General features: G+C 59.5%; 17 protein-coding genes. 13 read left to right on the top strand and 4 right to left on the bottom strand.

All coding sequences use genetic code 11. The features are described from left to right. The first annotated feature begins 11 nt into the window (after nt 1–11). The 12 genes from GNX18_RS10980 to GNX18_RS10925 all read left to right on the top strand — a co-directional run bounded on the left by GNX18_RS10980 (nt 12) and on the right by GNX18_RS10925 (nt 11731). The gene (locus GNX18_RS10980) at nt 12–1430 is read left to right on the top strand and encodes a DUF1552 domain-containing protein (protein WP_166217993.1); all 1419 of its coding nucleotides are present in this window, start codon (nt 12–14) and stop codon (nt 1428–1430) included. Between the two features lie 15 nt (nt 1431–1445). Then, a complete protein-coding gene (locus GNX18_RS10975; RefSeq protein WP_166217989.1) occupies nt 1446–3161 on the top strand; it encodes an alpha-amylase family glycosyl hydrolase in 1716 nt (571 codons plus the stop codon). A gap of 110 nt (nt 3162–3271) precedes the next feature. Next, a complete protein-coding gene (locus tag GNX18_RS10970) occupies nt 3272–4039 on the top strand; it encodes a thermostable hemolysin (protein WP_371808070.1) in 768 nt (255 codons plus the stop codon). Further along, nucleotides 4036–5619: an AMP-binding protein gene (locus GNX18_RS10965; RefSeq protein ID WP_166217983.1), complete on the top strand. Its 1584-nt coding sequence runs from the start codon at nt 4036–4038 to the stop codon at nt 5617–5619. The genes GNX18_RS10970 and GNX18_RS10965 overlap by 4 nt, the downstream gene beginning before the upstream one ends. After that, nucleotides 5619–6290 (top strand): TenA family transcriptional regulator, encoded by a 672-nt coding sequence (locus GNX18_RS10960; protein WP_205827872.1) that lies wholly within the window; start codon nt 5619–5621, stop codon nt 6288–6290. Before GNX18_RS10965 ends, GNX18_RS10960 begins: the two co-directional genes overlap by 1 nt. A 1-nt stretch (nt 6291) precedes the next feature. Then, the gene (locus GNX18_RS10955; protein ID WP_166217979.1) at nt 6292–7119 is read left to right on the top strand and encodes an SDR family oxidoreductase; all 828 of its coding nucleotides are present in this window, start codon (nt 6292–6294) and stop codon (nt 7117–7119) included. Then, nucleotides 7116–7796: a hypothetical protein gene (locus GNX18_RS10950; protein WP_166217976.1), complete on the top strand. Its 681-nt coding sequence runs from the start codon at nt 7116–7118 to the stop codon at nt 7794–7796. The genes GNX18_RS10955 and GNX18_RS10950 overlap by 4 nt, the downstream gene beginning before the upstream one ends. Before the next feature lie 27 nt (nt 7797–7823). Continuing rightward, nucleotides 7824–8486 (top strand): response regulator transcription factor, encoded by a 663-nt coding sequence (locus GNX18_RS10945; RefSeq protein ID WP_166217973.1) that lies wholly within the window; start codon nt 7824–7826, stop codon nt 8484–8486. Further along, nucleotides 8486–9823 (top strand): ATP-binding protein, encoded by a 1338-nt coding sequence (locus tag GNX18_RS10940; protein ID WP_166217969.1) that lies wholly within the window; start codon nt 8486–8488, stop codon nt 9821–9823. The genes GNX18_RS10945 and GNX18_RS10940 overlap by 1 nt, the downstream gene beginning before the upstream one ends. Before the next feature lie 61 nt (nt 9824–9884). Next, a complete protein-coding gene (locus tag GNX18_RS10935) occupies nt 9885–10202 on the top strand; it encodes a cupredoxin domain-containing protein (RefSeq protein WP_166220572.1) in 318 nt (105 codons plus the stop codon). A gap of 19 nt (nt 10203–10221) precedes the next feature. Beyond that, nucleotides 10222–11007: an FTR1 family protein gene (locus tag GNX18_RS10930; protein ID WP_166217966.1), complete on the top strand. Its 786-nt coding sequence runs from the start codon at nt 10222–10224 to the stop codon at nt 11005–11007. 13 nt (nt 11008–11020) lie between these two features. After that, nucleotides 11021–11731 carry a hypothetical protein gene (locus GNX18_RS10925; RefSeq protein WP_166217963.1) on the top strand — a complete coding sequence of 237 codons (711 nt, stop codon included), beginning with the start codon at nt 11021–11023 and terminating at the stop codon, nt 11729–11731. A 65-nt stretch (nt 11732–11796) separates the two neighbouring features. Here the strand turns inward: GNX18_RS10925 and GNX18_RS10920 are convergent, their stop codons facing one another. From GNX18_RS10920 to GNX18_RS10905, 4 genes are all read right to left on the bottom strand, one after another. Further along, a complete protein-coding gene (locus GNX18_RS10920; protein WP_166217960.1) occupies nt 11797–12633 on the bottom strand; it encodes a DUF3014 domain-containing protein in 837 nt (278 codons plus the stop codon). Nucleotides 12634–12786: 153 nt separating this feature from the next. Further along, nucleotides 12787–14679, bottom strand: coding sequence for an alpha-amylase family protein (locus tag GNX18_RS10915; RefSeq protein ID WP_166217957.1), 1893 nt, complete (start codon nt 14677–14679; stop codon nt 12787–12789). A 151-nt stretch (nt 14680–14830) separates the two neighbouring features. Beyond that, on the bottom strand, nt 14831–17317 hold the full coding sequence (locus tag GNX18_RS10910; protein ID WP_166217955.1) for a TIM-barrel domain-containing protein: 2487 nt from the start codon (nt 17315–17317) through the stop codon (nt 14831–14833). Nucleotides 17318–17465: 148 nt separating this feature from the next. Continuing rightward, nucleotides 17466–19346: a glycoside hydrolase family 13 protein gene (locus GNX18_RS10905; RefSeq protein WP_166217951.1), complete on the bottom strand. Its 1881-nt coding sequence runs from the start codon at nt 19344–19346 to the stop codon at nt 17466–17468. Between the two features lie 292 nt (nt 19347–19638). Here GNX18_RS10905 and GNX18_RS10900 point away from each other — a divergent pair, with 292 nt between their 5' ends. Continuing rightward, entirely contained in the window at nt 19639–21903 is a 2265-nt protein-coding gene (locus GNX18_RS10900; protein WP_281282517.1) for an alpha-amylase family glycosyl hydrolase, read from the top strand. Nucleotides 21904–22067 lie beyond the last annotated feature (164 nt).

Genomic DNA, 22067 nt, shown 5'->3' with positions numbered 1-22067 from the left:
AGATAAAAATAATGAAACTGCTGAATAAATTTGGTTTTACCTCTGCGAGAGAATCCACCAGCCAGTCCCGCAGAAAATTCCTGCGCAACCTGGCCCGGGCCGGGATGCTGCTGCCACTGGCCGGCAGCATGCTGGGGCAGCGGGTTTTCGCGCAGAGTGGCAGCGCGCAGCGGGTATTGTTTCTCTACTACCCCAATGGCGTCGTTCCCTACAACTGGCTGCCGCAACAGGGGCCGGGCAGCATCAGCGGTAGCCAGGAATTGAGCTTCGGCCTCGGTCCCCTCACCCCCTGGCACAACCGCATGATTGTGCTGCAAAACCTCACACTGGATATCGGCAGTGGCGCTGGTGCCCACTACAACGATATGCGCGGTATTCTCACCGGCAACAACCAGATCAGCCGCGAGAGCGCCAGCATTGATCACCTGATTGCGGAGCAGCTGGGCAGTGAAGGCGTGTTGAGTCTCGGTGTGCGCACCGGCAGCCGCTCGGACATTATGATTTCCAAGCCGCGCGGTTACGCCAGTGACACACGTCCGATTCCCAACAACGATCCGGCGGATGCCGCGCAAAAGCTGGCTGTGGGTATCGCCGGAGGTGGCACAACGGACAATGGCGACAAACAGGCATACTACGAAGCCATTCTCAATGACTTTGGCAGCCTCGCTGACGTCACACTGGAAAACGCGCGCCGCGACAAACTCACTCTGCACGAAAATGCATTAAAGCGCCTGCGGGACCTTGCCGGCAATCAGGTGGGCGAGTGCAGCTTCAACACCAATGTGATGAGTGATCCCTATTACAATTCCAGCAGCCAGCTTACGCCCACGGAGTGGCAAATGTTTCCCCATCTGGCGCGGGCGCAGGTAGACAATATCGTCGGCGCTTTTTCCTGTGGACTGCACCGTGTCGCCACCCTGCAGCTCTCCAAGGGCGATGAGAACGGTAACCTGGTTAACTACTCCTATGACGAATGCTGGGAAATGGCCCAGAGGGCCATCAGCCAGGGTATTCAGCACAGTAGTGACAGCGGTACCGTCGGCTCCATCTCCCGCTGGTACAACGAATTTGCCAGCCACAGCGCCTCGCATCGCCCCGGTGATGTTCCCCATACCGCGCAGGTGCGCTGGTATCACGCACTGCTGGCGTACACCCTGCAGCAACTGGATAACAAAGGCCTGCTCGACGACACCCTGGTGGTGATGTTCAGTGAGGTGGGCGACGGCTCCAAACACGGCGGCGCTGCTGGCGCCGTCACTCTCGCGGGTGGTGCCGGCGGCGCACTGCAAATGGGGCGAATCATCAATTGTGGCGACGGTGTCAATAATGGGCAGCGAATTTACGGTACGCATCAGCTGTTTGGCGACGTGGCCAGATATCTGGGCGTGAGTGGGGTGATGGAAGGCCCTTGGAGCGGCGGCGTTGTTTAAAAGGAAGGACAAACGATGGCAGTGAAGTGGTACCGCTTGACGGTGGGCATTGGCTGGTTGCTGGCGTTGGCGATATTGCAGGGCTGTGGTGCCGGCGGCGGTGGTGGGTCTCAGAGCAGTCCGCAACCGGAGCCCGAACCGCAGCCGCTACCAGATATCACTGTAGACCCATTCTGGCGCAATGCCAGTATCTATTTTTTGCTGCCGGACCGCTTCAACAACGGCGACGTCACCAACGATTTGGCCTACGACCGCCAGGGTGATGGCGCACCGTTGCGTGGGTTCCACGGCGGCGATCTGCGTGGTGTTATCGACAAGCTGAACGAGGGCTATTTCACCGATCTCGGCGTGGATGCCATCTGGATGTCCCCGATCATCGAGAATGTGCACGGTTATCTCGAGCGCTCCGGCCGCACCTACGCCTATCACGGCTATTGGCCAAGAGACTGGACTACCGTGGATGCGAACTTCGGTATGGAGGCCGACCTCGTAGAGTTAATCAACACGGCCCACAGCCAGGGAATTCGCGTGCTGCTCGATGTGATTGCCAACCACACCGGACCGGAAACCGCCCAGGACCCACTCTGGCCCAGTGAATGGGTGCGTACCTCTCCGGTGTGTGACTGGCAGAACTTTGTCGGCAATGTGACCTGCACGCTGACCGACCATCTACCCGACATTCGTACTGAAAGCAACGTCCCGGTGGAAGTGCCGCAGTTTTTACAAGAGAAGTGGCAGCAGGAAGGCAGACTGGAAACCGAGCAGGCAGAGCTCGATGCCTTTTTTGCACGCACCGGCCACCCGCGCGCACCGCGTTATTATCTTATGAAGTGGCTGACCGACTGGGTGCGGGAATACGGTGTGGATGGCTTCCGCGTTGACACCGCCAAGCATGTGGAACCGGAGTTCTGGGGCGAGCTTAAATTGGAGGCGAGTGCCGCGCTGGCGCAGTGGAAGCAGGATAATCCCGACAAAAAAATCGATGACAAAGATTTCTTTATGCTCGGCGAAGTGTACGGCTTTGGTGTGGACAATTTTTCAGCCAGCCGCGGGCGCCAGTATGGCTTCGGTGATCGGTTGGTGGATTTCTATCAATTCGGTTTCGATGCCCTGATCAATATGGGATTTGTCCGCCACGCGGAACAGAGCTACGCAGAACTATTCCAGCAGTATGCCGATGATTTGACTGCTGGTGGCCTGAACGGCGCGGGCGTGTTGAGCTATATCAGCTCCCATGACGATATGGACAGTTTCGACCGCGAACGCGCGCGCACCTATGAGTCCGCCTCCAAACTTTTATTGAGTCCCGGTGCGGTGCAGATCTACTACGGTGATGAGCTGGCCCGGCCACTGATGGATGCAGAAGCGCTCTATGATGCGGAACTGCGCACACCGATGAACTGGCATAATCTGGAAAATGCCGACACCCGGCAGTTGCATGACCACTGGAGAAAACTGTTGCGATTCCGGCAGGCGCATAAAGCCGTGGGTGCCGGAGAGCACCGGGAAATCTCGCACACCCCGTACACCTTCGTCCGCGCTCTGGATGATGATCGCGTGGTGATAGCTATGGATTTGGCGCCGGGTGACAAGACTGTCGTGGTGTCGGATGTCTTTGCCGATGGCACACAGCTGAAGGACGCCTATTCGGGGGCTACCGCCACCGTGCGCAATGGCGTCGTGTCGCTGAATAGCGCTTTCCCGTTGGTTCTAATGGAGGTCGCCAAGTAATCCCCTATGTTCCCGAGGTCTAGTCCGCCAGCCCTGCACCTCGGGCATCTCTTAAGTTTGTCTTAATTTCTCCGCCGTACACTGCCCATATCCAATACCCAGCAGGAGAAATGGATATGGCGCCGGATGTCTGTGCCCAGTTTGAATTGCCGACCCAGTTACCGTGCAACCGTCTCGGCAATGAGACGGTTGGAACCGAGATGGAGGTTGCGGCTATAGGGGGGCTGGGATCCGGAAGAGGGGGGCCTCCCTTTCGTTTAAGGCACTCTGAGAGCAACGGGCGCGCCTTGGTAGAAGCTTATATTGGTACGAGATTCCAAGAGGTATACGGCGCCCGGCTGCAGCACTTCATGCCATGGCTGCTCTCCTACGGCAATTCCAATGACATGCAGGGCGCATTGGGCTTGCGCCGCGCGGAATGCGCACCTCTGTTTCTCGAACAGTATCTCGACCTACCGGTGGAAGCGGTGCTCGCCGAAAAGGCGGGTGTGCCGGTAAACCGTGCGGAAATCGTCGAAGTCGGCAACCTGGTGGCTACCGCACGCGGCGGCAGCCGCCTGCTGTTTCTTATGCTGGCGGAGCTGTGCGCTGCCGCCGACCTCACCTGGGCCATCTTCACCGCCACTCCCGAGGTGCAGCACCTGCTGCGGAAACTCACGGATAACCAGCTGGTGCTGTGCCGCGCCGACGGCGCCCGCCTGGGCGCAGAGCTGGCGGAGTGGGGCACTTACTACAATACCCGCCCCGCAGTGGTCGCGGTCAACGTCAGGGCCGAGCGCGAGCGCAGTCTGGTGCGCCCGCTGATCAGCGATCTGCTGGAGGAGTGCCGGCCGCAGGCGCTCGACTTCGCCCGGCAGCTGGCGGAGGCCGATCTATGAGCGGAATTACCGATACCCACTCTCCATTGCTGCAGAGCCTGCAGGCCACGGCAGAGTCCTGTCCCGGTCGCGCCGCTCTGCTCGGCGATTGCGAGGGGTTTACCTACGCCGAGTTGCTGCAGGAGGTTACCGCTATTGCCACAGCGATGCGCAATCGCAATCTGGATGTGGTCGGTCTGTTTGCCAACAACGGACCTCGCTGGCTGCTGGTGGATCTCGCCTGCCAATTGGCCGGGGTAACACTGGTGCCGCTGCCCGGCTTCTTCTCCGTGCAGCAGCTTCAACACACCATCAGTGCCAGTGGCCTGCAGGGGCTGCTTACGGACATGCCCGGTTATTTCGCGGATGTCCCGGTGTTTGGCAAAGGTGAGGCATTGGCCGGCATGACGCTGCTGCTCTGCAAGCAGGTGCAGCCTGCGACACTGCCAGCGGAGACCGCCAAGATCACGTTTACCTCCGGTTCCACCGGCACGCCCCGCGGGGTATGCCTTTCCAACGAGACCCAGTTCGCTACCGCCGAGGCGCTGGCCGTGAGTCTCGCACCGCTGCGATGCGCCACCCATATGTGCCTGCTGCCGCTCGCGACCCTGCTGGAAAATGTGGCCGGCGCCTATACCTGCTGGCTGCTGGCGGGCACGTTGCTGGTGCCCGGTTTGGAGCGGCTCGGTTTCTCCGGCAGCTCGCAGCTGGATATGCAGCGGCTGTGTGCCTGCATTGACGAACACCAGCCGGACAGTCTGATCCTGTTGCCGCAGATTCTGAAATCACTGCTGGAGCAGGTGGATAACTTCGGCTGGCAGCCCCCGCCCACCCTGCGGTTTGTAGCGGTGGGTGGCGGCAAGGTCGCCGCCGATTTGCTGCGCGAAGCAACCAAACGGGGCTTACCGGTATACGAGGGCTATGGCCTGTCCGAGTGCGGTTCGGTGGTCGCGTTGAACCTTCCCGGTGCAGTGCGCGAGGGGGCGGCGGGCAAAACACTGCCGCACTGTGAGATCGCGCTGCGGGATGGCGAGATCGTGGTGCGGGGTCCGCACTATCTCGGTTATCTGGGGGTGACAGAAGATCCTGGCGAGCGCAGCGATGGCTGGCTCGCCACCGGCGATCTGGGCTCCCGCGACAGCGATGGCTTCCTGCATATCACCGGGCGCAAGAAAAATATTCTGATCAGTTCCTACGGTCGCAATATTTCCCCGGAGTGGATCGAGAGCGAGCTGCTGCGCGCGCAGGATGTGCTGCAGTGTGTGGTGGTTGGCGACGCGCGCCCTTACTGCAGTGCGCTGCTGTTGCCGCGGCCCGGCACCGACGTACGGCAGATAGAAGACTGGATCGGAACGGTCAACCGCGCGTTGCCGGACTACGCGTGCATCCGCCGCTGGGCCGTTCTGCCGCAGCCGCTCACCTTCGCCGATGGCCTGCTCACCGCCAATGGCCGTCCGCGTCGCGATCGTATTGCCGAGCGCTATGCCCGGGTGATCGAAGATCTCTACGTCGGCGAGCCGCAAAAAATTTCCCCCTCTACACCGGCGCCGTCTCCGGCCGACAACCGCCGGTCCGGTGAACAAAACCCAGGAGTTGCCTGATGAATTTCTTTGACCAGTTACAGCGTGAAACCGAATCCGAGCGCCAGCAGCTGCTCAGCCTGCCTGTGATCCAGCGCGGCGCCCGTGGTGAAATTACGTTGGAGGAATATGTCGGATTCCTGTCCCAGGCCTATCATCACGTCAAACACACGGTACCGCTGATGATGGCCTGCGGCAGCCGCCTGACCGACAGCCAGGAGTGGCTGCGGGTAGCGCTGGCGGAGTACATCGAAGAGGAAACCGGTCACCAGGAGTGGATTCTGAATGACATCGCCGCCTGTGGTGCCGATGCCGAAGCCGTGCGCCACAGCCAGCCGAATTTCAGTACCGAACTGATGGTGGCCTACGCCTATGACACCATCACCCGCGGCAACCCTCTCGGCTTTTTCGGCATGGTGAATGTGCTGGAGGGCACCAGCATCCAGCTCGCCGATATGGCGGCCGGCGCCATCCAGAAATCCCTCGGCCTGCCCAACAGAGCATTCAGCTATCTGACGTCACACGGTGCACTCGACGTCGGGCACGTGGAATTTTTCCAGGGGTTGATGAACAAGATCGAAAACCCGCAAGACCAGCGCGCCATCGTGCACAGCGCACGCGCCATCTATCGCCTGTACGCGAATATTTTCCGCGAAGTGGCGGCGACTTGCGCGCTGCCAGAGGTTGCCTGATATGGATCGCAAACCTGGAGCGCTGACCGTTCTGCTCACCGGTGCCAGTGGCGGTATCGGCCATGCGCTTGCACACAGCCTGGCGGCGCGCGGACACCATCTGCTGTTGCAGGGGCGCAATACATTGGCGCTGGACCAACTGCGCGCGTCGCTGCCAGAGAGCCATCGGCACTTGGTGGTGTCCGCAGACCTGCGCGATCCGCAACAGCGTCAGGAGTTAGTGCGCACCTGTCGGTCGCTGCCCAATGGCGTGGATGTATTGATCAACAACGCGGGTGTCGCCCGTTTTGCATTGCTCGCGGATATCGACGACGCCGCTATGCGCTCGATACTGGAAACCAATCTGCTGGTTCCCATGGCACTCACCCGCGACCTGCTGCCGTTGCTGCAGCGCAGCCGACAGGCGGCTCTTATCAATATCGGTTCGGCTTTCGGGCATATCGGCCACCCGGGCTTCAGTATCTACGGTGCAAGCAAATCCGGACTGCACAGCTTCACGGAAGCGCTGCGCCGGGAGCTCGGCGACAGCCAGATCACGGTGCACTATCTCGCGCCGCGCGCGGTGGACACGTCGCTGAACACGGATGCAGTGGTGGGGCTCAATCGCGCGCTTGGAAACCGCTCCGACTCGCCGCAGCAGGTAGCCGAGCAGTGTGTGGCGTTGCTCGAAGGCGGACGCAGTGCGCGCCGTTTTATGGGCTGGCCCGAGCGCCTGTTCATTAAAGTCAATGCGCTGCTGCCGTCACTGGTGGACAGTGCGCTGGTTAAGAAAATGCCGGTAATTCGCCGGTTCGCAGAGCAAAACCATTTAAACGGAGAAACCTCATGATGACTCAGTCCACCGGGATCAGAATGCATCTCAGCGCTTGCCTGCGCAGCGTGTTGTTTTTGCTGGCCGGCGCGCTGGCGGTGCCGGCGCTCGCGCAGACTGCAGGGCAGGAGGTGCACGAGTTACAGCGCCACTGGGCTGAAATCCAGTACCGTACACCGGAAAAGCAGCGCGCCGACAAGCTGGCAGCGCTCGCGGAACAGGCCAGTGTATTGACCGCGCGCTATCCGGAGAACGCTGCGGTGTGGACCTGGAGCGGTATCATTCGCGCATCCCATGCCGGCGCCAAAGGTGGCATCGGTGCGCTGCCGATTGTGAAGGCGGCAAAAGCCGATCTGGAAAAAGCCATAGAGATCGATGGCAGCGTGCTCGACGGCGCCGCCTACACCAGCCTGGGTTCGCTGTATTATCAGGTGCCCGGCTGGCCCATCGGCTTTGGTGATGATAAAAAGGCTGAAACCTTCCTGCTGAAAGGACTGGAATACGGCGCCGAAGACATGGATGCCAATTACTTTTATGCCGACTATCTTTTCCAGCAGAAGGACTACGCCAAGGCGTTGACCTACGCGGACCGCGCCGAGCATGGCCCGGCGGATCTGGAGCGCCCGGTGGCGAGCGAAGGGCGCCTCGGCCAGATCAAGCAGCTGCAGGTGAAAATCCAGCAAAAGTTGCGTTAGAAACGGAGCATCGACTGGCGGGGAGCTATGCGGATACTGTTGATAGAAGATGATCAGTCCCTGGCGGAAGGGATTACCACCGCATTGCGCCACGCCGGTTACGCGGTTGATCATACGTCTTCGGGCAGCAAGGGTGTTTCGCTGGCGGTGGCCGCACAGCCGGACCTGTTGGTACTCGATCTGGGCCTGCCGGATATGGACGGGCTTGCCGTGCTGAAGACCCTGCGCGGAAAACAGATAAAAACTCCTGTCCTGATCCTCACCGCCCGCGATGACCTGCCGTCCAAAGTGCAGGGGCTGGATGCCGGCGCCGACGATTACCTCACCAAGCCATTTGCGGTAGACGAGTTGCTGGCGCGCTTGCGCGCACTGGAGCGTCGCGGCGCCAGTGGCGGCTCTGCAGAACTGGTTATCGGCGATGTCGTCATTAACCTTGCTACCCACACGGTCAGCCACGCAGGCGAACCGGTGCGCCTCTCGCGCCGTGAGTTCAGCCTGCTGCGCGCCCTGGCGGAGCGCCCCGGTCATATCCTCAGCCGTGAACAGCTCGAGGACAAACTGTACAGCTGGGGCGAGTCAGTGGCGAGCAACACTGTGGATGTGCACATCCATAACCTGCGCAAAAAAATCAGCAGCGATTTTATCCAGACCATTCGCGGCGTCGGCTATAAGCTGGGGCCCTCACGTTGATGTCCATCCGGCTGTTCCTGTTGGTTGCGCTGTTGTCCACCATCACCCTGGTGAACTTTATTGCCGCGCTGCACGGGTATCGCGCGAGCATGGAAGAGGCGCAGCGTCTGTTTGACCGTCAGATTACCGGCACCGCGCTGCTGCTGGCGGCATTGCCCATCGACCGGGCAGCACCATTGGTTGTGGAGGAAAATGACCTCCAAGCCTTTCAAGTGTGGTCCGCCGATGGGCGACTGTTGATGCGCTCTGACAACGCGCCGACAACGCCCATTGGTGATGTGCAGGAGGGATTCAGCGAACAGAATTTTTCCGGATTCCGCTGGCGGGTATACAACCACCCCGCTGCCGGCGGACGTTCAATCCGCGTGGCCGAACGGGTTGATCTGCGCTTTCGGCTGGCGGATGAAGTGGTGTTGCAATCAGTGATGCCAATTCTGTTCGGACTGCCGGTAGCGGGATTGTTGATCTGGCTGGTGATCGGCCGCGGGCTCGCCAGTTTGCGCCAGCTGGCGAGCGAGCTGCGGCACAAGCGTGCGGAAGACCTGACGCCACTGACACTGGCGGCGCCACCGGAAGAACTGTTGCCACTGGTGCGCTCTACCAACGCGTTGCTCGAACGCCTGCAGGCGTCTTTTGAACGGGAGCGACGCTTTTCTGCGGATGCCGCCCACGAACTGCGCACACCCATCGCGGCAATCCAGGTGCACGCAGACAATCTGGCAAATCTGTTGCGTGCAAATGACGCGGCGGCGCCGGAGTCCCTGCGCCAGTTGCAGGAAAGCATTTCACGCATGGCGCATCTGGTGGAACAGATGCTGAATCTGTTCCGGATGACGCCGGAGCACTATCCCGCGCGCTTTGAGCCCATCGACCTGCACTGTATGGCCCGCGAAGTGATTGCTGAGCTCTATCCGGCTTTTGCCCGGCGCGGTCAGGAGATTGAGCTGCAGGGACATGCCGCGATCATCCGCGGCGATCGGTTCGCGCTGGTATTGCTGCTGCAGAACCTGCTCAATAACGCCTGCAAATACACCCCGGAGCGCGGTCGGGTTGTTGTGGATGTAAAACAACAGGAAGGAGAGGTGTTATTGCGGGTTCAGGACTCGGGCCCGGGGATTCCGGCGGAAGAGCGCGAGCGCGTATTCGAGCGTTTCTATCGGGTGGGCGGCGACCGCCACGAGAGCCGTGCACCCGGATGCGGCCTGGGACTTTCTATCGTGCATCACATTGCTGAACTACATCATGCACGGGTCTCACTCGACACCTCATCCCTAGGTTGCCAGCAGTTGCCGGGCCTTGCGGTGTCGGTCATTTTTCCTCTGCAAGTGAGCAAGTAGCGTGGAATCCAGAATCAAAAGGTGGCTGTTAAGAACCGACCCTCGCAATCTGGCCGTCGCGGTGGTGGTGGCATTGGTGGTGACGTTGGTGCCAGCGTTGCCCGCACAGGCAGCCCATCCGGAATTTCAACTGGAGATCCGCGATCACCTGTTTTATCCGTCGGTTCTCAAAGTGCCCGCCAACACCAAAGTCAGGCTGATTGTGATCAACCGCGATACCACGCCGGAAGAATTCGAAAGCTACGAACTCAATCGCGAGAAGGTCATCATGGGCGGGCAGAAAGCCGTCATTTTCATCGGGCCGCTGGCGCCGGGGGAATACCCGTTTTTTGGCGAGTTCAACCCGAAGACGGCCCAGGGCAAGGTGATTGCGGAATGATAGTGCCGGGGAGAACAACATGTTGTTGACCAGCGTTATCCTTGTCTTGCGCGAAGTGCTGGAGGCGGCGCTGCTGCTCAGCATCCTGCTTGCCATGAGCCACTACCTGGAGCTCAAAACCCGCTGGATTTTCATGGCGCTGGCCGGGGGGATCCTGGGGTCCATGGTCTATGGCGCCGGTATTGGCATCGTCTCAGACGCCTTCGACGGCATGGGGCAGGAGTTGCTGAACGCGGCAATGCAGTTCGCCATATACGGGCTTCTGCTGCTCGTGGGAATTCTGCTGATCTTGAACCGACGGGGCGAGCGACGGTATCTGCCGCTTTTGCAGTGGAGCATGGTGCTGGCGGTGACGCTGGCAACCCTGCGCGAGGGATCGGAAGTGTATGTGTATCTGATGGCCTTCCGCCACCAGGCGGATCTCCTGCAAAGCGTTCTGCTGGGCGCATTTATCGGCGGTGGTATCGGTTTCAGTATCGGTGCCCTGTTTTATTACCTGCTGGTTGGGCTGCCGAGAAAACGGCGTCTGATCGTCGCGCTGACACTACTTGCGCTGGTAGCCGCGGGGCTGTGCCTGCAAGCGACACAGCTGTTGGAACAGGCAGACTGGCTGCCCGCACAATCCCCTCTGTGGGACAGCTCAGCGGTGTTATCGGAAAACTCGGTGCTGGGGCAGCTTTTCTATGCGCTGCTCGGTTACGAAGCCACCCCTACGCGCAACGTGGTAACTGCATATCTGTGTGGCTTGTTGCTGATGACCGCGCTCTTGTCGGTCGCCTGGGCGAAATCGCGTTCGCAACCTTAAAAGGATGATTCGAATGACTGTGCGAAGGCTGCTGTTGATGGTGGCACTGTTGCCGTGCCTTCCCGCAATGGCCGACGGCAAACTGGTTGACCGGGTGTACGACCCTTATATCGAGCCGTTGGAAACGGAAATCGAGTGGCGTGCTGTGCGCACGCGCGATACCGACGAGGAAGAATTGAACGGCTTCTGGCAGCATCACTTCAGTGTCGGCTACGGGTTTTCCGAGCACTGGTTTGGTGAAATCTATGCGATCGGGGAGAAAAATCCGGGTGAAGATTTTGAGCTCAAGGCGGTGGAACTTGAGGCAAAATGGCAACTGACCGAGCAGGGCGAATACGCCGCTGATTGGGGTATGCTGTTTGAGCTTGAGCGCGAGTATTCGGAAAACCAGTGGGAGGCATCGGCGATGGTCATCGCCGCCAAAGAGTGGGGCCGTTGGACGGGTACCGGAAATCTCGCGGTGATCTACGAATGGGCCCGCGAGGAAAACGAATTTGAAACCGAAATTCGCGCCCAGGCGCGCTATCGCTACACCGAGCGATTTGAACCTGCCGTGGAACTATACGCTGCGGAGGATTTGCTTGGTGTTGGTCCGGTAGCGGTGGGAAGCTGGCGCCTGGAGAAGGGGCGCCGGGTTCACTGGGAAGTGGGGCTGATCATGGGGCTCACCGAAGAGAGCCCCGACCAGTCACTGCGTTTTTTGGTCGAATACGAATTTTTCTGAGGCATCGCAGGAATATACCGATGGTCCGGTGGCATCGGCATATGTGACTCCGCCAAATCCGTCTATCAGTCTGTGGGCAGATTCTGCAGGCCGGCTTTGAGCTCGCGCAGTTTCTCTTTCACCCGCGCCGCATTGTCCGGGCCGATGCGGAGCATCAGCTTGTGCAGCCCCGGCATTTTCTCCAGCTTTTCATCTTCAAACTTGTAGTACACCGTGGGGCGCACCAGTTTGATCGGGCCTTCGATCTCCGGCGCATTCAGGGCCTGGTCGATGGCGGCGAGCACGGCGGCGTGAAAGTTTTTGTTCTTGAGGCCCAGTTCACCATAGGCCTGTTTCAAGCGCGGGTACCAGAACTGGTAGAGGCTTACGGCCTTGTCGGTATCCACCATCGCGAACAGACGCACCGGCTGGTCGTAGCGCTGGTAATTCTCCTGGGAGAGTACATAGACTTTCTGGCCGTCGGCGCGGGTTTCCAGCTCCTTGACGGCGATGTTGCCTTCCAGATTGTTGAATGGGCGGTTTTTCGGCATCAGGTCGCCCTTGGTGGCGGTGTTCACCAGGGCTACCCACTTGCGCACCACTTCATCGGGTACGATCCATTTCGCCAGCGCCCCGTCGGGTGAAAGGCTGATGATGTCTTTGCGCGCTTCGCTGTCGCTGCTGTTGAGGGCGGGAAGCTTGCGGGGTTCTTCTTTGGGGGGCGAAGGTTCTGGCGCCGGCGGAATGACGGGTTCGGAGGGCTCTTCCAGATCGACGCTGGGCTTGGTGTCCGGCGCGGGTTCGGTGACGGGGGCGGGCACTTCGGGTTTGGGGGTATCCCGTACGACAAACCAGTAGATGCCAAACATCACCGCAGCCAATACCAGCAGTGCGATCAGCCAGTCTTTTATCGTGCCACCCATCGTCAATCTCCTCCCGTTGATCCCGCAGGCCTAAAAGTCAGTGTAATCCACTGACTGTGAGGTCTGAGACAGTATCAGTTTGGGAAGGTTTCGCCTACCTATACAGGGGGAGGGAACAGGGGGAGGGGGCGCGATCGCGCCCCCGGTGGAAAATCAGAGGGTGACTTTCAGGATTTGACCAGACAGGCCGGAGAGATCCAGCGCAACAGAACCGGTCAGATCATTAGAGACGGTCATTTCACTGGTTCCACGCTGCAGCTGGTTGGTGAGGGTATACTTACCCGGCTTCAGTTGCCACGCTTCAATCAGTTCCTTCGGCAGGCTCAGGGTCGTCGCGCGTTCACCGTCCGCAAAGTTGGCGATCACCAGCAGGCGGTCGTCGCCACTCCAGCGGGCGAAGCTGTACTGCTGCTCGCCATAATTCTCGCCGTATTCGCGGTTGTGGCGATGCAGGTCCAGATATTCGCCGGTAAGGGCTGGGCTCTGGTGAGAAAAATTCAGCAGTTGGCGATAAAAATCCCGCAGGGATTTTTCGGCTTCGCTGAGGTTTTCGCTATTGAACTGGCCTTCGTTATTCCAGCGACGCAGAGTGGGTACGGACCAGTAATCGAAGATGGTGGTGCGGCTGGTTTTTCCGAAACCGGCGTCGCCTGTGCCGGGCTCACCCAGTTCCTGGCCGAAGTAGACCAGAGTGGGCGCGCCACTGATGGTGGCGGAGACAACCATCGCCGGAATGCCGGCGCGGGGACTGCCGGCGAATTCCGGGCTGCCGATGCGCTGTTCATCGTGGTTTTCCATAAAGCGCAGCATATGGTCTTCAATCCCATAGAGGCTCTGCTGGATATCTACCAACGGGTCGGTGCCGGCCTTGCCTTCCATCACCGCGCGAATGGCGTCGTAGGTGCCTACCTTGTCGTACAGGTAGTCCATTTTGCCGAGGTGGATGTAATCCCGGTATACCTCGGGTTCGTAGATTTCCGCCAGCAGCAGCGTATCGGGCTTCTGCATTTTGATACCGGAGTTGAGGTAGCTCCAGAATTCCACCGGTACCATGCCGGACATGTCGTAGCGGAAGCCGTCGACGCCGAAGGTGAGCCAGTAGTCGGTGATCTCACGGAATTTTTTCCAGCTGCTGGGCACATCCTTGTCCGCCCAGAATTGCGCGTGCGCGCGGTAGTCTTTCTGCGCATAGTCCGCCGGTAGTTCCGCGAAGTCGTGGCTGCCATCCGGGCGCACGCCGAAGTTGATTTTTACGGTCTCGTACCAGTCGCCCTGTTGCGGTTGCGGGGCGCGGCTGCCGTTGCCGGTCCACTTGGCGGGGACTTCGGAGAATTCGCCGTCAATCAGGTCGTGGGCTTCGCCGTTCAGTGGCTGGTAGCCGTCTTCCACTACCGGCACCCGGAAGGGTTCGCCGGGTACATAGTAAAAGTTGTTGTCGCGGGCGTAGGCCACGCTGGTGTCGTCGTCCGCACCGAAGTCGCGGACCCCTTCGGGCTTGTCGAGGGACTGGTAATTGCGCGCAACGTGATTGGGCACAATGTCGATAATGACCTTGAGTCCGGCGTTATGGGAGCGCTCGATCAGCGCTTTGAATTCTTCCAGGCGTTTTGACGGATCGTCGGCCAGATCCGGGTTTACGCTGTAATAATCCTTGATGGCGTAGGGGGAGCCTGCGCGGCCCTTAACCACATCCGGATCGTCGTTGGCGATGCCGAATTCGGTGTAGTCGCGCACCACGGCGTGGTGCAGCGCGCCGGTATACCAGATGTAATCCGCACCCAGTGCGCGGATTTCAGTCAGGGCCTTTGGTGTAAAGTCGCCGAATTTACCCACGCCGTTTTCTTCAATGGTGCCCCACGGCTTGTTGGTGGGGTTGGTGTTGCCGAACAGGCGCGTCATCACCTGGTAGATCACCGGCTTGCCATTGATGCTGGCGTTAATCGCCTGCGGTTCATCGGCGTGTGGTGTTGCGGTTTTTGTGTCGCAGGCGGTCAGGGTGCTGGCGGCAATTGATGATGCCAGAATTAACTGAATAAATTTTTTCATAAGCTCGATGCTCGATTTTTTGTAGGAGCTTGCTTGCAAGCGAATATTTTGGTTGCAAACCAGGCAGCCATCCATGGGACGTGTACCGGCCCGGCCATCCATAGCCGGTTGCTTACCTGAGCAGGCTCCTACAGGGTGCGTTGTAGCTGAATTATTGGGTTACTGTCAGATTCTGATTTTTCTCTGCCCAGCCGAATTTCACATGCAGGGCCTTCGCGCGCTTGTCGTACCAGGCCGTGTTTTCTGTGAGCTGATTTTCTTTTTTTACAAGATTGATCCGCTGGCTGCCGGCGTTAATACCTGCCGGCGCCTGCTGCCAGTTGTGCACAACCAACTCAACATTGCGGCTCTGTGGGGCACCGGTGTAACCGTCACCTTCGAGGCCAAATTTGAACTGAATGCCTGTTTCGCTGCGCTCGCCGGCAAACCGCAGCTTCTGGTACTGCCCTTTGCTGAACGCATCCGCGGTGACCCCGTCATCCTCGTAGACATAGCCGGAAGACTGCGCTGCGGATTCATGTGCGTAATAATCGAGGCGCAGATCGCGGCTGGAGTATTCGCGGGTGTTGCGCATATCCGGTACGGTGGGAATGAACGCACCAGCGCGCACCAACACGGGGATGGTTTCCAGGTTCACTTTTATGCGGGCACTGTCGCCGCCGTACTGGTTGTCGTTCCAGTAATCGAACCACACCCCCCCGGGCAGCTGCACGGCGACTTCGTCGGTGTCTTCCGCGGTGACCGGTGCCACCAGGAAGTCGTTGCCCCACAGGTAAGCATCCTTGTTATCCATCAGCGCCAGATTGTTTTCATTGTCAAAAAACAGCGGGCGCATCAGCGGCATGCCGGTCTGGCTGTTTTCGAACGCCAGGGTGTAGTTGTAGGGCAACAGGCGGTAGCGCAGTTTTACATACTCGCGGGTGATATCGCGGGTCTTGCGGTCGTGGAACACTGGCTCCGGGGCAATGTGCTCCTGCGCGTGGGGGCGGTACACCGGCTGGAATGCGCCGTACTGCAGCCAGCGGATATACAGCTCGCGGTCAAATTCTTCGCCACCGGCAAAACCACCCAGATCAGAATGGGTGTAGCCGAAACCCAGCAGGCCCATCTGCAGGGACAGCTCTACCTGTGGTTTGAGGCCGCCCCACTCGCGGGAGACATCGCCGGTCCATGGAATCATGCCGAAGCGCTGGGAACCGGGAAAGCCGGCGCGCATCATGATAAACGGGCGCTGGTCCGCGTTCGCTGCTTTTTCGTTGTCGAACAGCATCTGCGCCCAGCGGTGACCGTAGGCGTTGTGGATTTCATCCGCCATGCCCACCGTGTGCACGGTGTCAGATGGATGCACTTCCGGCTCGCCGAGGTCGCCCCACCAGCCGGCCACGCCCTGGTCCTTCAGGCCCTTGTAGATGTTCCAGAACCAGTCGCGACCGTCTGCGGAAAATACATCGATAAGGCCGGTATTGCCGAAATAGAAATCGAACTGCTTGGGCTGGCCGGCGAGGTTTCTGGCCAGCGCATTGGCGGCGACGGCACTGTCCCAGCGCTCTGAGCTGGAGAGTACGAAGGGCTCGGTCACCAGAATGGTGTTAATGCCGTCTTCGCGTAGATCCGCCATCATGCCGACCGGGTTGGGGAATGCCTTCTCATCCCACGCCAGGTTGCCCATGTGGCCCTGGATATCCGGGCCGAACCAGTACAGGTCCAGCACCAGGGCGTCCAGCGGGAAATCCTCTTCGCGGAATTTCTTCACTACGTCGCGCACTTCCTGTTCGGAACGGTAGCCGAAGCGCGAGGCAAAGTTACCGAATGCCCAGCGCGGTGGCAGCGGCTGGCGGCCGGTGACGTCCACGTAGTTTTCGATCAGCTTTGGGTAGGTGTCGCCGGCCACCACGATGTAGCTGGTGCGTCCGGCCACCGCCTCGAACTGCAGCACATCTTTTTCGCTGGCGCCGAGGTCCATGGTGCCGGTGGCGCTGTTGTCGAACAGAAGAATGTATTTGTTGCTGCTCATCACTGCCGGCAGGCCAAAATACATCTGCTCGGACTCAGTGGTGTAGCCGTAGTGGGCTTTGTTATAGAGCGGCAGGCGATGGCCGCGGCGGTCCATACCCAGCACCCGCTGCCCGCCGCCGATCAGCTTTTCCTGTTCGGCGAGATTGAAGCGGAAACCGCGCATGGTCTGGTTGGCGAAGAAGCCGTGTTCTTCGCTCAGCAGTGGTTTGCCATCGCGCAGGTATTCAATGGCGAAGGGGGATTTATGAATGATCGCGGTCAGCTCGCCGAGGGAGTAGCGCAGTGCTTCCTCTGAAACGCTCAATTGTGCCAGCGCGTCGCTCTTCAACTGGTTCGTCAGTTGTTCCGCGCGCGCGAACGAGGGCAGCTGTTTGAGCCCTTCGCGCTGGTAGTGAATTTCCAGCGCGGCGTTGTTCAACGGGGTCAGAGTGACCTGGCTATCGCTGGTGGTGATGATCAGTTTGTCTTCGAGCAGCTGGTGGCTCTGGTAGCTGCGCGCGGCTTCCGGGGTCGGCTGCGCGAGAGCGGGTTGTACGGCGGTAGCCAACAGGGTGGGCAGGAGGGTCGCCAGCCCGAATTTCTTCAGCAGCCTTGTGGGCTTATGATTTTTTCTTTCTTTCATCGTCTTTGCTTTTTTCGCTTATATAGTTTCAATTTTGGGTGCGCTTTTGTTCTATTCCTTGAAATTTTTCACCCCCGCGCAGGCGGGGGCCAGCTGCGCTGGAGCTGGATTCCCGCCTGCGCGGGAATGACGTGGGTATGCAGGCTCGCTAACGAATTTCAGCCACCTGCACGTCGCCCGCGGCGATAACGAATTCATTCAACGGCTGTGTTTTTCCGCTGACAACACTGGTGGCGGAAGACTTGTCTCGCAGCATCTCGGCCAGATGTTCCAACGGCAGTTCCCGAGGTCTGTCGCTTTTGTTGATGGCGACCATCACCGTCTCTTCTTCGTCGTAGCGGAAATAGACGTAGAGCCCATCCAACGGCGCGAAGTGTTTGAGCTTACCGCGGTGGATAACGTCCTTCTCTTTGCGCCAGTTGAACAGGGTGCGGGTGAACTGCTGCGCTTCCTTCTGTTCCCTGCTCAGATTCTTGCCGGTAAAGGCGTTGACTCTATCGCCGGCCCAACCGCCGGGGAAGTCGCTGCGCACCACGCCGTCATCCCGCTGCTTGGGGCTTTTCGCGAGAATTTCATCGCCGTAATAAAACTGCGGGATGCCGCGCATGGTGGCGAGATAGGCTACCGCCATGCGGAACTTGCCTGGGTCTTCATCCAATTGGCTGTACAGGCGGCTGGTGTCGTGGTTACCACCGAAGATTACGAGACTGTTCGGATCGGGGTAGAGCACATCGTTGGCGAGGGATTCGTACAGGGTGATGAGACCGGTGCTCCAGCTATCCGGCTTTTCCAGTCCGTCGCGCAGGCCGTAGTGCAACGGGAAGTCCATCATGCTCGGCATATGGGAAACATAGCCGTTGCGGTTTTCATTGCCCGCCTGCCAGTAGGCCACCAGGGCCGGCTGGCGCGTCCACTCCTCACCGACAATGTTGAAGTTCGGGTACTCGCGCATCATGCGTGCGGACCACTCTGTCAGGAAGGCCGCGTCGGAATAGGCATAGGTGTCCACGCGGATACCGGAGAGGTCCGCATACTCCACCCACCAGATGGCGTTCTGGATCAGATAGGTGGCCATGCGCGGGTTGCGCTGGTTGGGGTCCGGCATGGAATCCGTAAACCAGCCATCGGTGAACAACAGGTGGTCTTTGTGGCTGGCATAGGGATCCATGTGCACGGTGCGCGCGTGATTGGTGTACTCGTACTCCCCTTTTGCAATCCCTTTGCCATTCAGCCAGTCATTGCCCGGCAGGTCTTTGAGCCACCAATGGCCGCTGCCGATATGGTTCGGCACCATATCCTGGATGACGCCGATGCCTTTTTCTTTCGCGGCTGCCACAAACGCGCGAAAACTTTCGTTGCTGCCGTAGCGCGGGTCGATGCGGTAGTAATCCGTGGCGGAGTAGCCGTGGTAGGAGTATTCCGGCTGGTTGTTTTCGATCAGTGGGTTCGGCCAGATCTGGGTGAAGCCCATGCCGGCAATATAGTCGAGATGGGCCTGCATGCCTGCGATATCGCCCCCGTGGCGGCCGCCGGGATTGCCGCGGCCCGGGCCCTCCAGCATATCTGCGGTGCGGTCGTTGCCGGTGTCGCCGTTGGCAAAGCGATCCGGGGTGATCAGGTAGATGGTATCACTGCTGTCGAAGCCCTCGCGCTCGGCAGAGCCGGCGCGGCGCGGTTTCAGTTCGTAATGGATTGTGTGTTGCCAGTCACCCTTGTTCAGATGGATCTGCAGCGTGCCTGGCTTTGCACGTTCATCCACCGCGAGATTGATAAACAGGTAGTTGGGATTCTCTTCCCGCTCGGTGCCGGTCACGGTCACGCCCGGGTAATCGAGGCTTACCTGCGCACCGGCGAGGGCTTCGCCATACACCATCAGCTGCAGGCGGGATTCCGCCATGTCGGTCCACCAGAAAGGAGGCTCAACGCGCTCCAGCTGGGGGGACTGTTGGGCCTGGATACAGGCCGAGGTGAATGGCAGTGTCAGCACGAACATCAGGCTGGCGGCAAAGCGGCTGGTGGGCTTGGACATGGCGGGCACCTGTTTGGATCTCTCTGTTTGGACCTCTGGCGAGGGTTATCCTTTTATTTTCTCCATTGTGCCCAAGGTCGCGACAGCTGTTATCCCCCTCAGCCCAGGGGGAGTTCCGCGGATTCCACCGCGTTTCAGGTTGGCGCGTATTTTCTCCACGCCCTGACCGGCTTTGCCTCCACGCCCCACCGGGGGAGGAGGCCTTGCCCCACCATATTTCGCGACCATTCAGACAGGGTCAATCTCTGGCCCGGCGATGTACATAAAAATAATCCACCGCGAGATGATGAAAATGGTTAGAAAAACTCTGGCACTGGCCGGATTGATGCTCTGCGCGAGCGCGGCCGCCCAGGCTGAATGGTTCCTCCGAGGCACCCACAACAACTGGCAGGCAGATCAGATGCAGGACGTCGGCAGCAACACCATGCTGGCGGACGATGTGGTCTTTACCAGCGCCGGCGAGATCAAGTTCGACCGCTGGGGCGACTGGAGTGAAAATTACGGCGCAAATGGCCAGCAGGGCGGGAGCAATATTCCCGTACCCGCCGGCACCTGGGATATCAAGTTCTATACCGACACCCACGACTACCACATTCTTCCCGCCGACGACCAGGAAAACCCGGATGCCACCCTGCATCTGCGCGGCACCCACAATGGCTGGGCCGCCGGCGATCTGCTGACCCGCATCGGCGAAACCGATGAGTACGACGCTTGTCGCAACTTCACAAGTGGCGATAGCAACGGCGGTCCGCGCTTCAAGATTGACCCCAGTGGCAGCTGGGCCGGTGGCGAGTTTCCGGCACAGGATGAGGCCGCCAGTGGCTGGACCTACATCGTTGCAAACGGTGTTAGCAACAGTCTGGTCAGCGTCACCACCGATCTTGGCGAAAACTGCGGTGCAACCGAGCCGGATTCCGATAACGACGGCGTACCCGACAGCCAGGACAACTGCCCCGACACTCCCGCTGGCGCCAATGTGGATGCCAACGGTTGTGAAATACCGCTCGAAACGTCCGACTTCCGCAACCGCAGCATGTATTTCGTATTCGTGGACCGCTTTGCCAATGGCGACACCAGTAACGACAACGGCAACAACGCCGCGGCTACCTCCAGTAGCAAATCCGCCGGCGGCCTGTCCGAGTGGAAAAAATACTGGGGTGGCGATATCCAGGGCCTGATCGACAAGCTCGACTACCTGCAAGCTCTCGGCATCTCCGCCATTTGGGTCACTCCGCTGAACGACAATATCGATGCCTCTGGCAGCGATGGTGCCTACCATGGTTACTGGGGTCGCGACTTCTATGAAGTGGACGAGCACCTGGGCGACTGGGCACTGGTAGACCAGCTGGATGCGGAGATGGAAGCCCGCGGCATGAAGCTGGTGCTCGACATCGCACTGAACCACACCAACCAGGACGACCAGTATGAATTCGGCGCGCTCTACAAAGAGGGCACCTTCATTACCGACGTGAATCAGGACAACGGCACCTGGTACCACCACAACGGCGCCATCTCCGACTGCTACGACAGTGACCCGACCACCACCTGTGGTGCCGAATGGGACGACCCCTGGGCCTTCCGCAACAAAACCCTGTTCAACCTCACCGACTTCAACCACGGTGTAAGCAGCAACAGCGCCGCGGACCAATACCTGATTGACGCCGCACTGAAGTGGATGAGTCACGGTGTGGATGCCTTCCGTATCGATGCGATCAAACACATCGAGCCGGGCTTCATCAACCGCTTCAGCAGTGCGGTGCGCGCGCAGAACCCGGATGTGTACATCTTCGGCGAATGGTATGGCGCCGGTGCCGGGGAAAGCCTGTCTATGCAATTCCTGAACGAAGACCGCGGTTCCGAGCTGCTCGACTTCCAGCTGCGCAACCATATCGAACAGGCCATCGCCGGCGATATCACCATGACCCAGCTGAATGCGCATATCGAATCGCGCCCGGCGGCTATGGATGGCCGCGACAGCTGGCAGCCCATCTTCCTCGACAACCACGATGCCACCCGTACCAGTGTGTTCCTGCAGACCACCGGCCCTGTGGACAACGGCCGCACCGGCAAGGGCTTCTCCAAAGCTCTGGCAGACGCGCGCCAGAACCTGGGTATGGCACTGGTGATGACCCTGCCGGGCATCCCCACCATCTACTACGGCAGCGAGCAGAACAGTACCTGGTTCACCGCCAATGGTGATGGCCAGGTAGGGCACGATCCATACAATCGCGAAGGTATGCCGTCGTTCAGCGAAACCAGCAACGCGTTCACACTGATCAGCGCACTCGCCAACCTGCGCGCGCAGAGCCCGGCACTGGCATCCGGCAGCTATGCCGAGCGCTGGGTAAATCAGGATATTCTGGTATTTGAGCGGGTATCCGGCAGCGATGTGGTCACCGTGGCGGTCAACCGCGGCGGCAGCACCTCGATCAATGTGAGCGGCCTGGCACTGGCGGATGGACAGTACGCGAGTCTGGTGGGCAACGATTCAGTCAGTGTCAGCGGAGGCTCCGCAGTGCTGAATCTGGATGCCAACGAGGTAATTGTGTTGCACTGAGTGTTGCCTTAATGAGGTGACAATGAGGCCCCGGGATTTCCCGGGGCCTTTTCTATCTTACGCGGATTATTCGCGTACCAACACTTTATGCATCTTGTAGCGCCATTGAAATCTGGCGACATCCCAAGGGGTTCATTACTGGAAGCAAACGGCACAGAGTATAT

The organism is Microbulbifer sp. SH-1 (genome assembly GCF_011326135.1).
GTDB classification, from domain to species: domain Bacteria; phylum Pseudomonadota; class Gammaproteobacteria; order Pseudomonadales; family Cellvibrionaceae; genus Microbulbifer; species Microbulbifer harenosus.
This window is presented reverse-complemented; position numbering and strand designations above follow the sequence as displayed.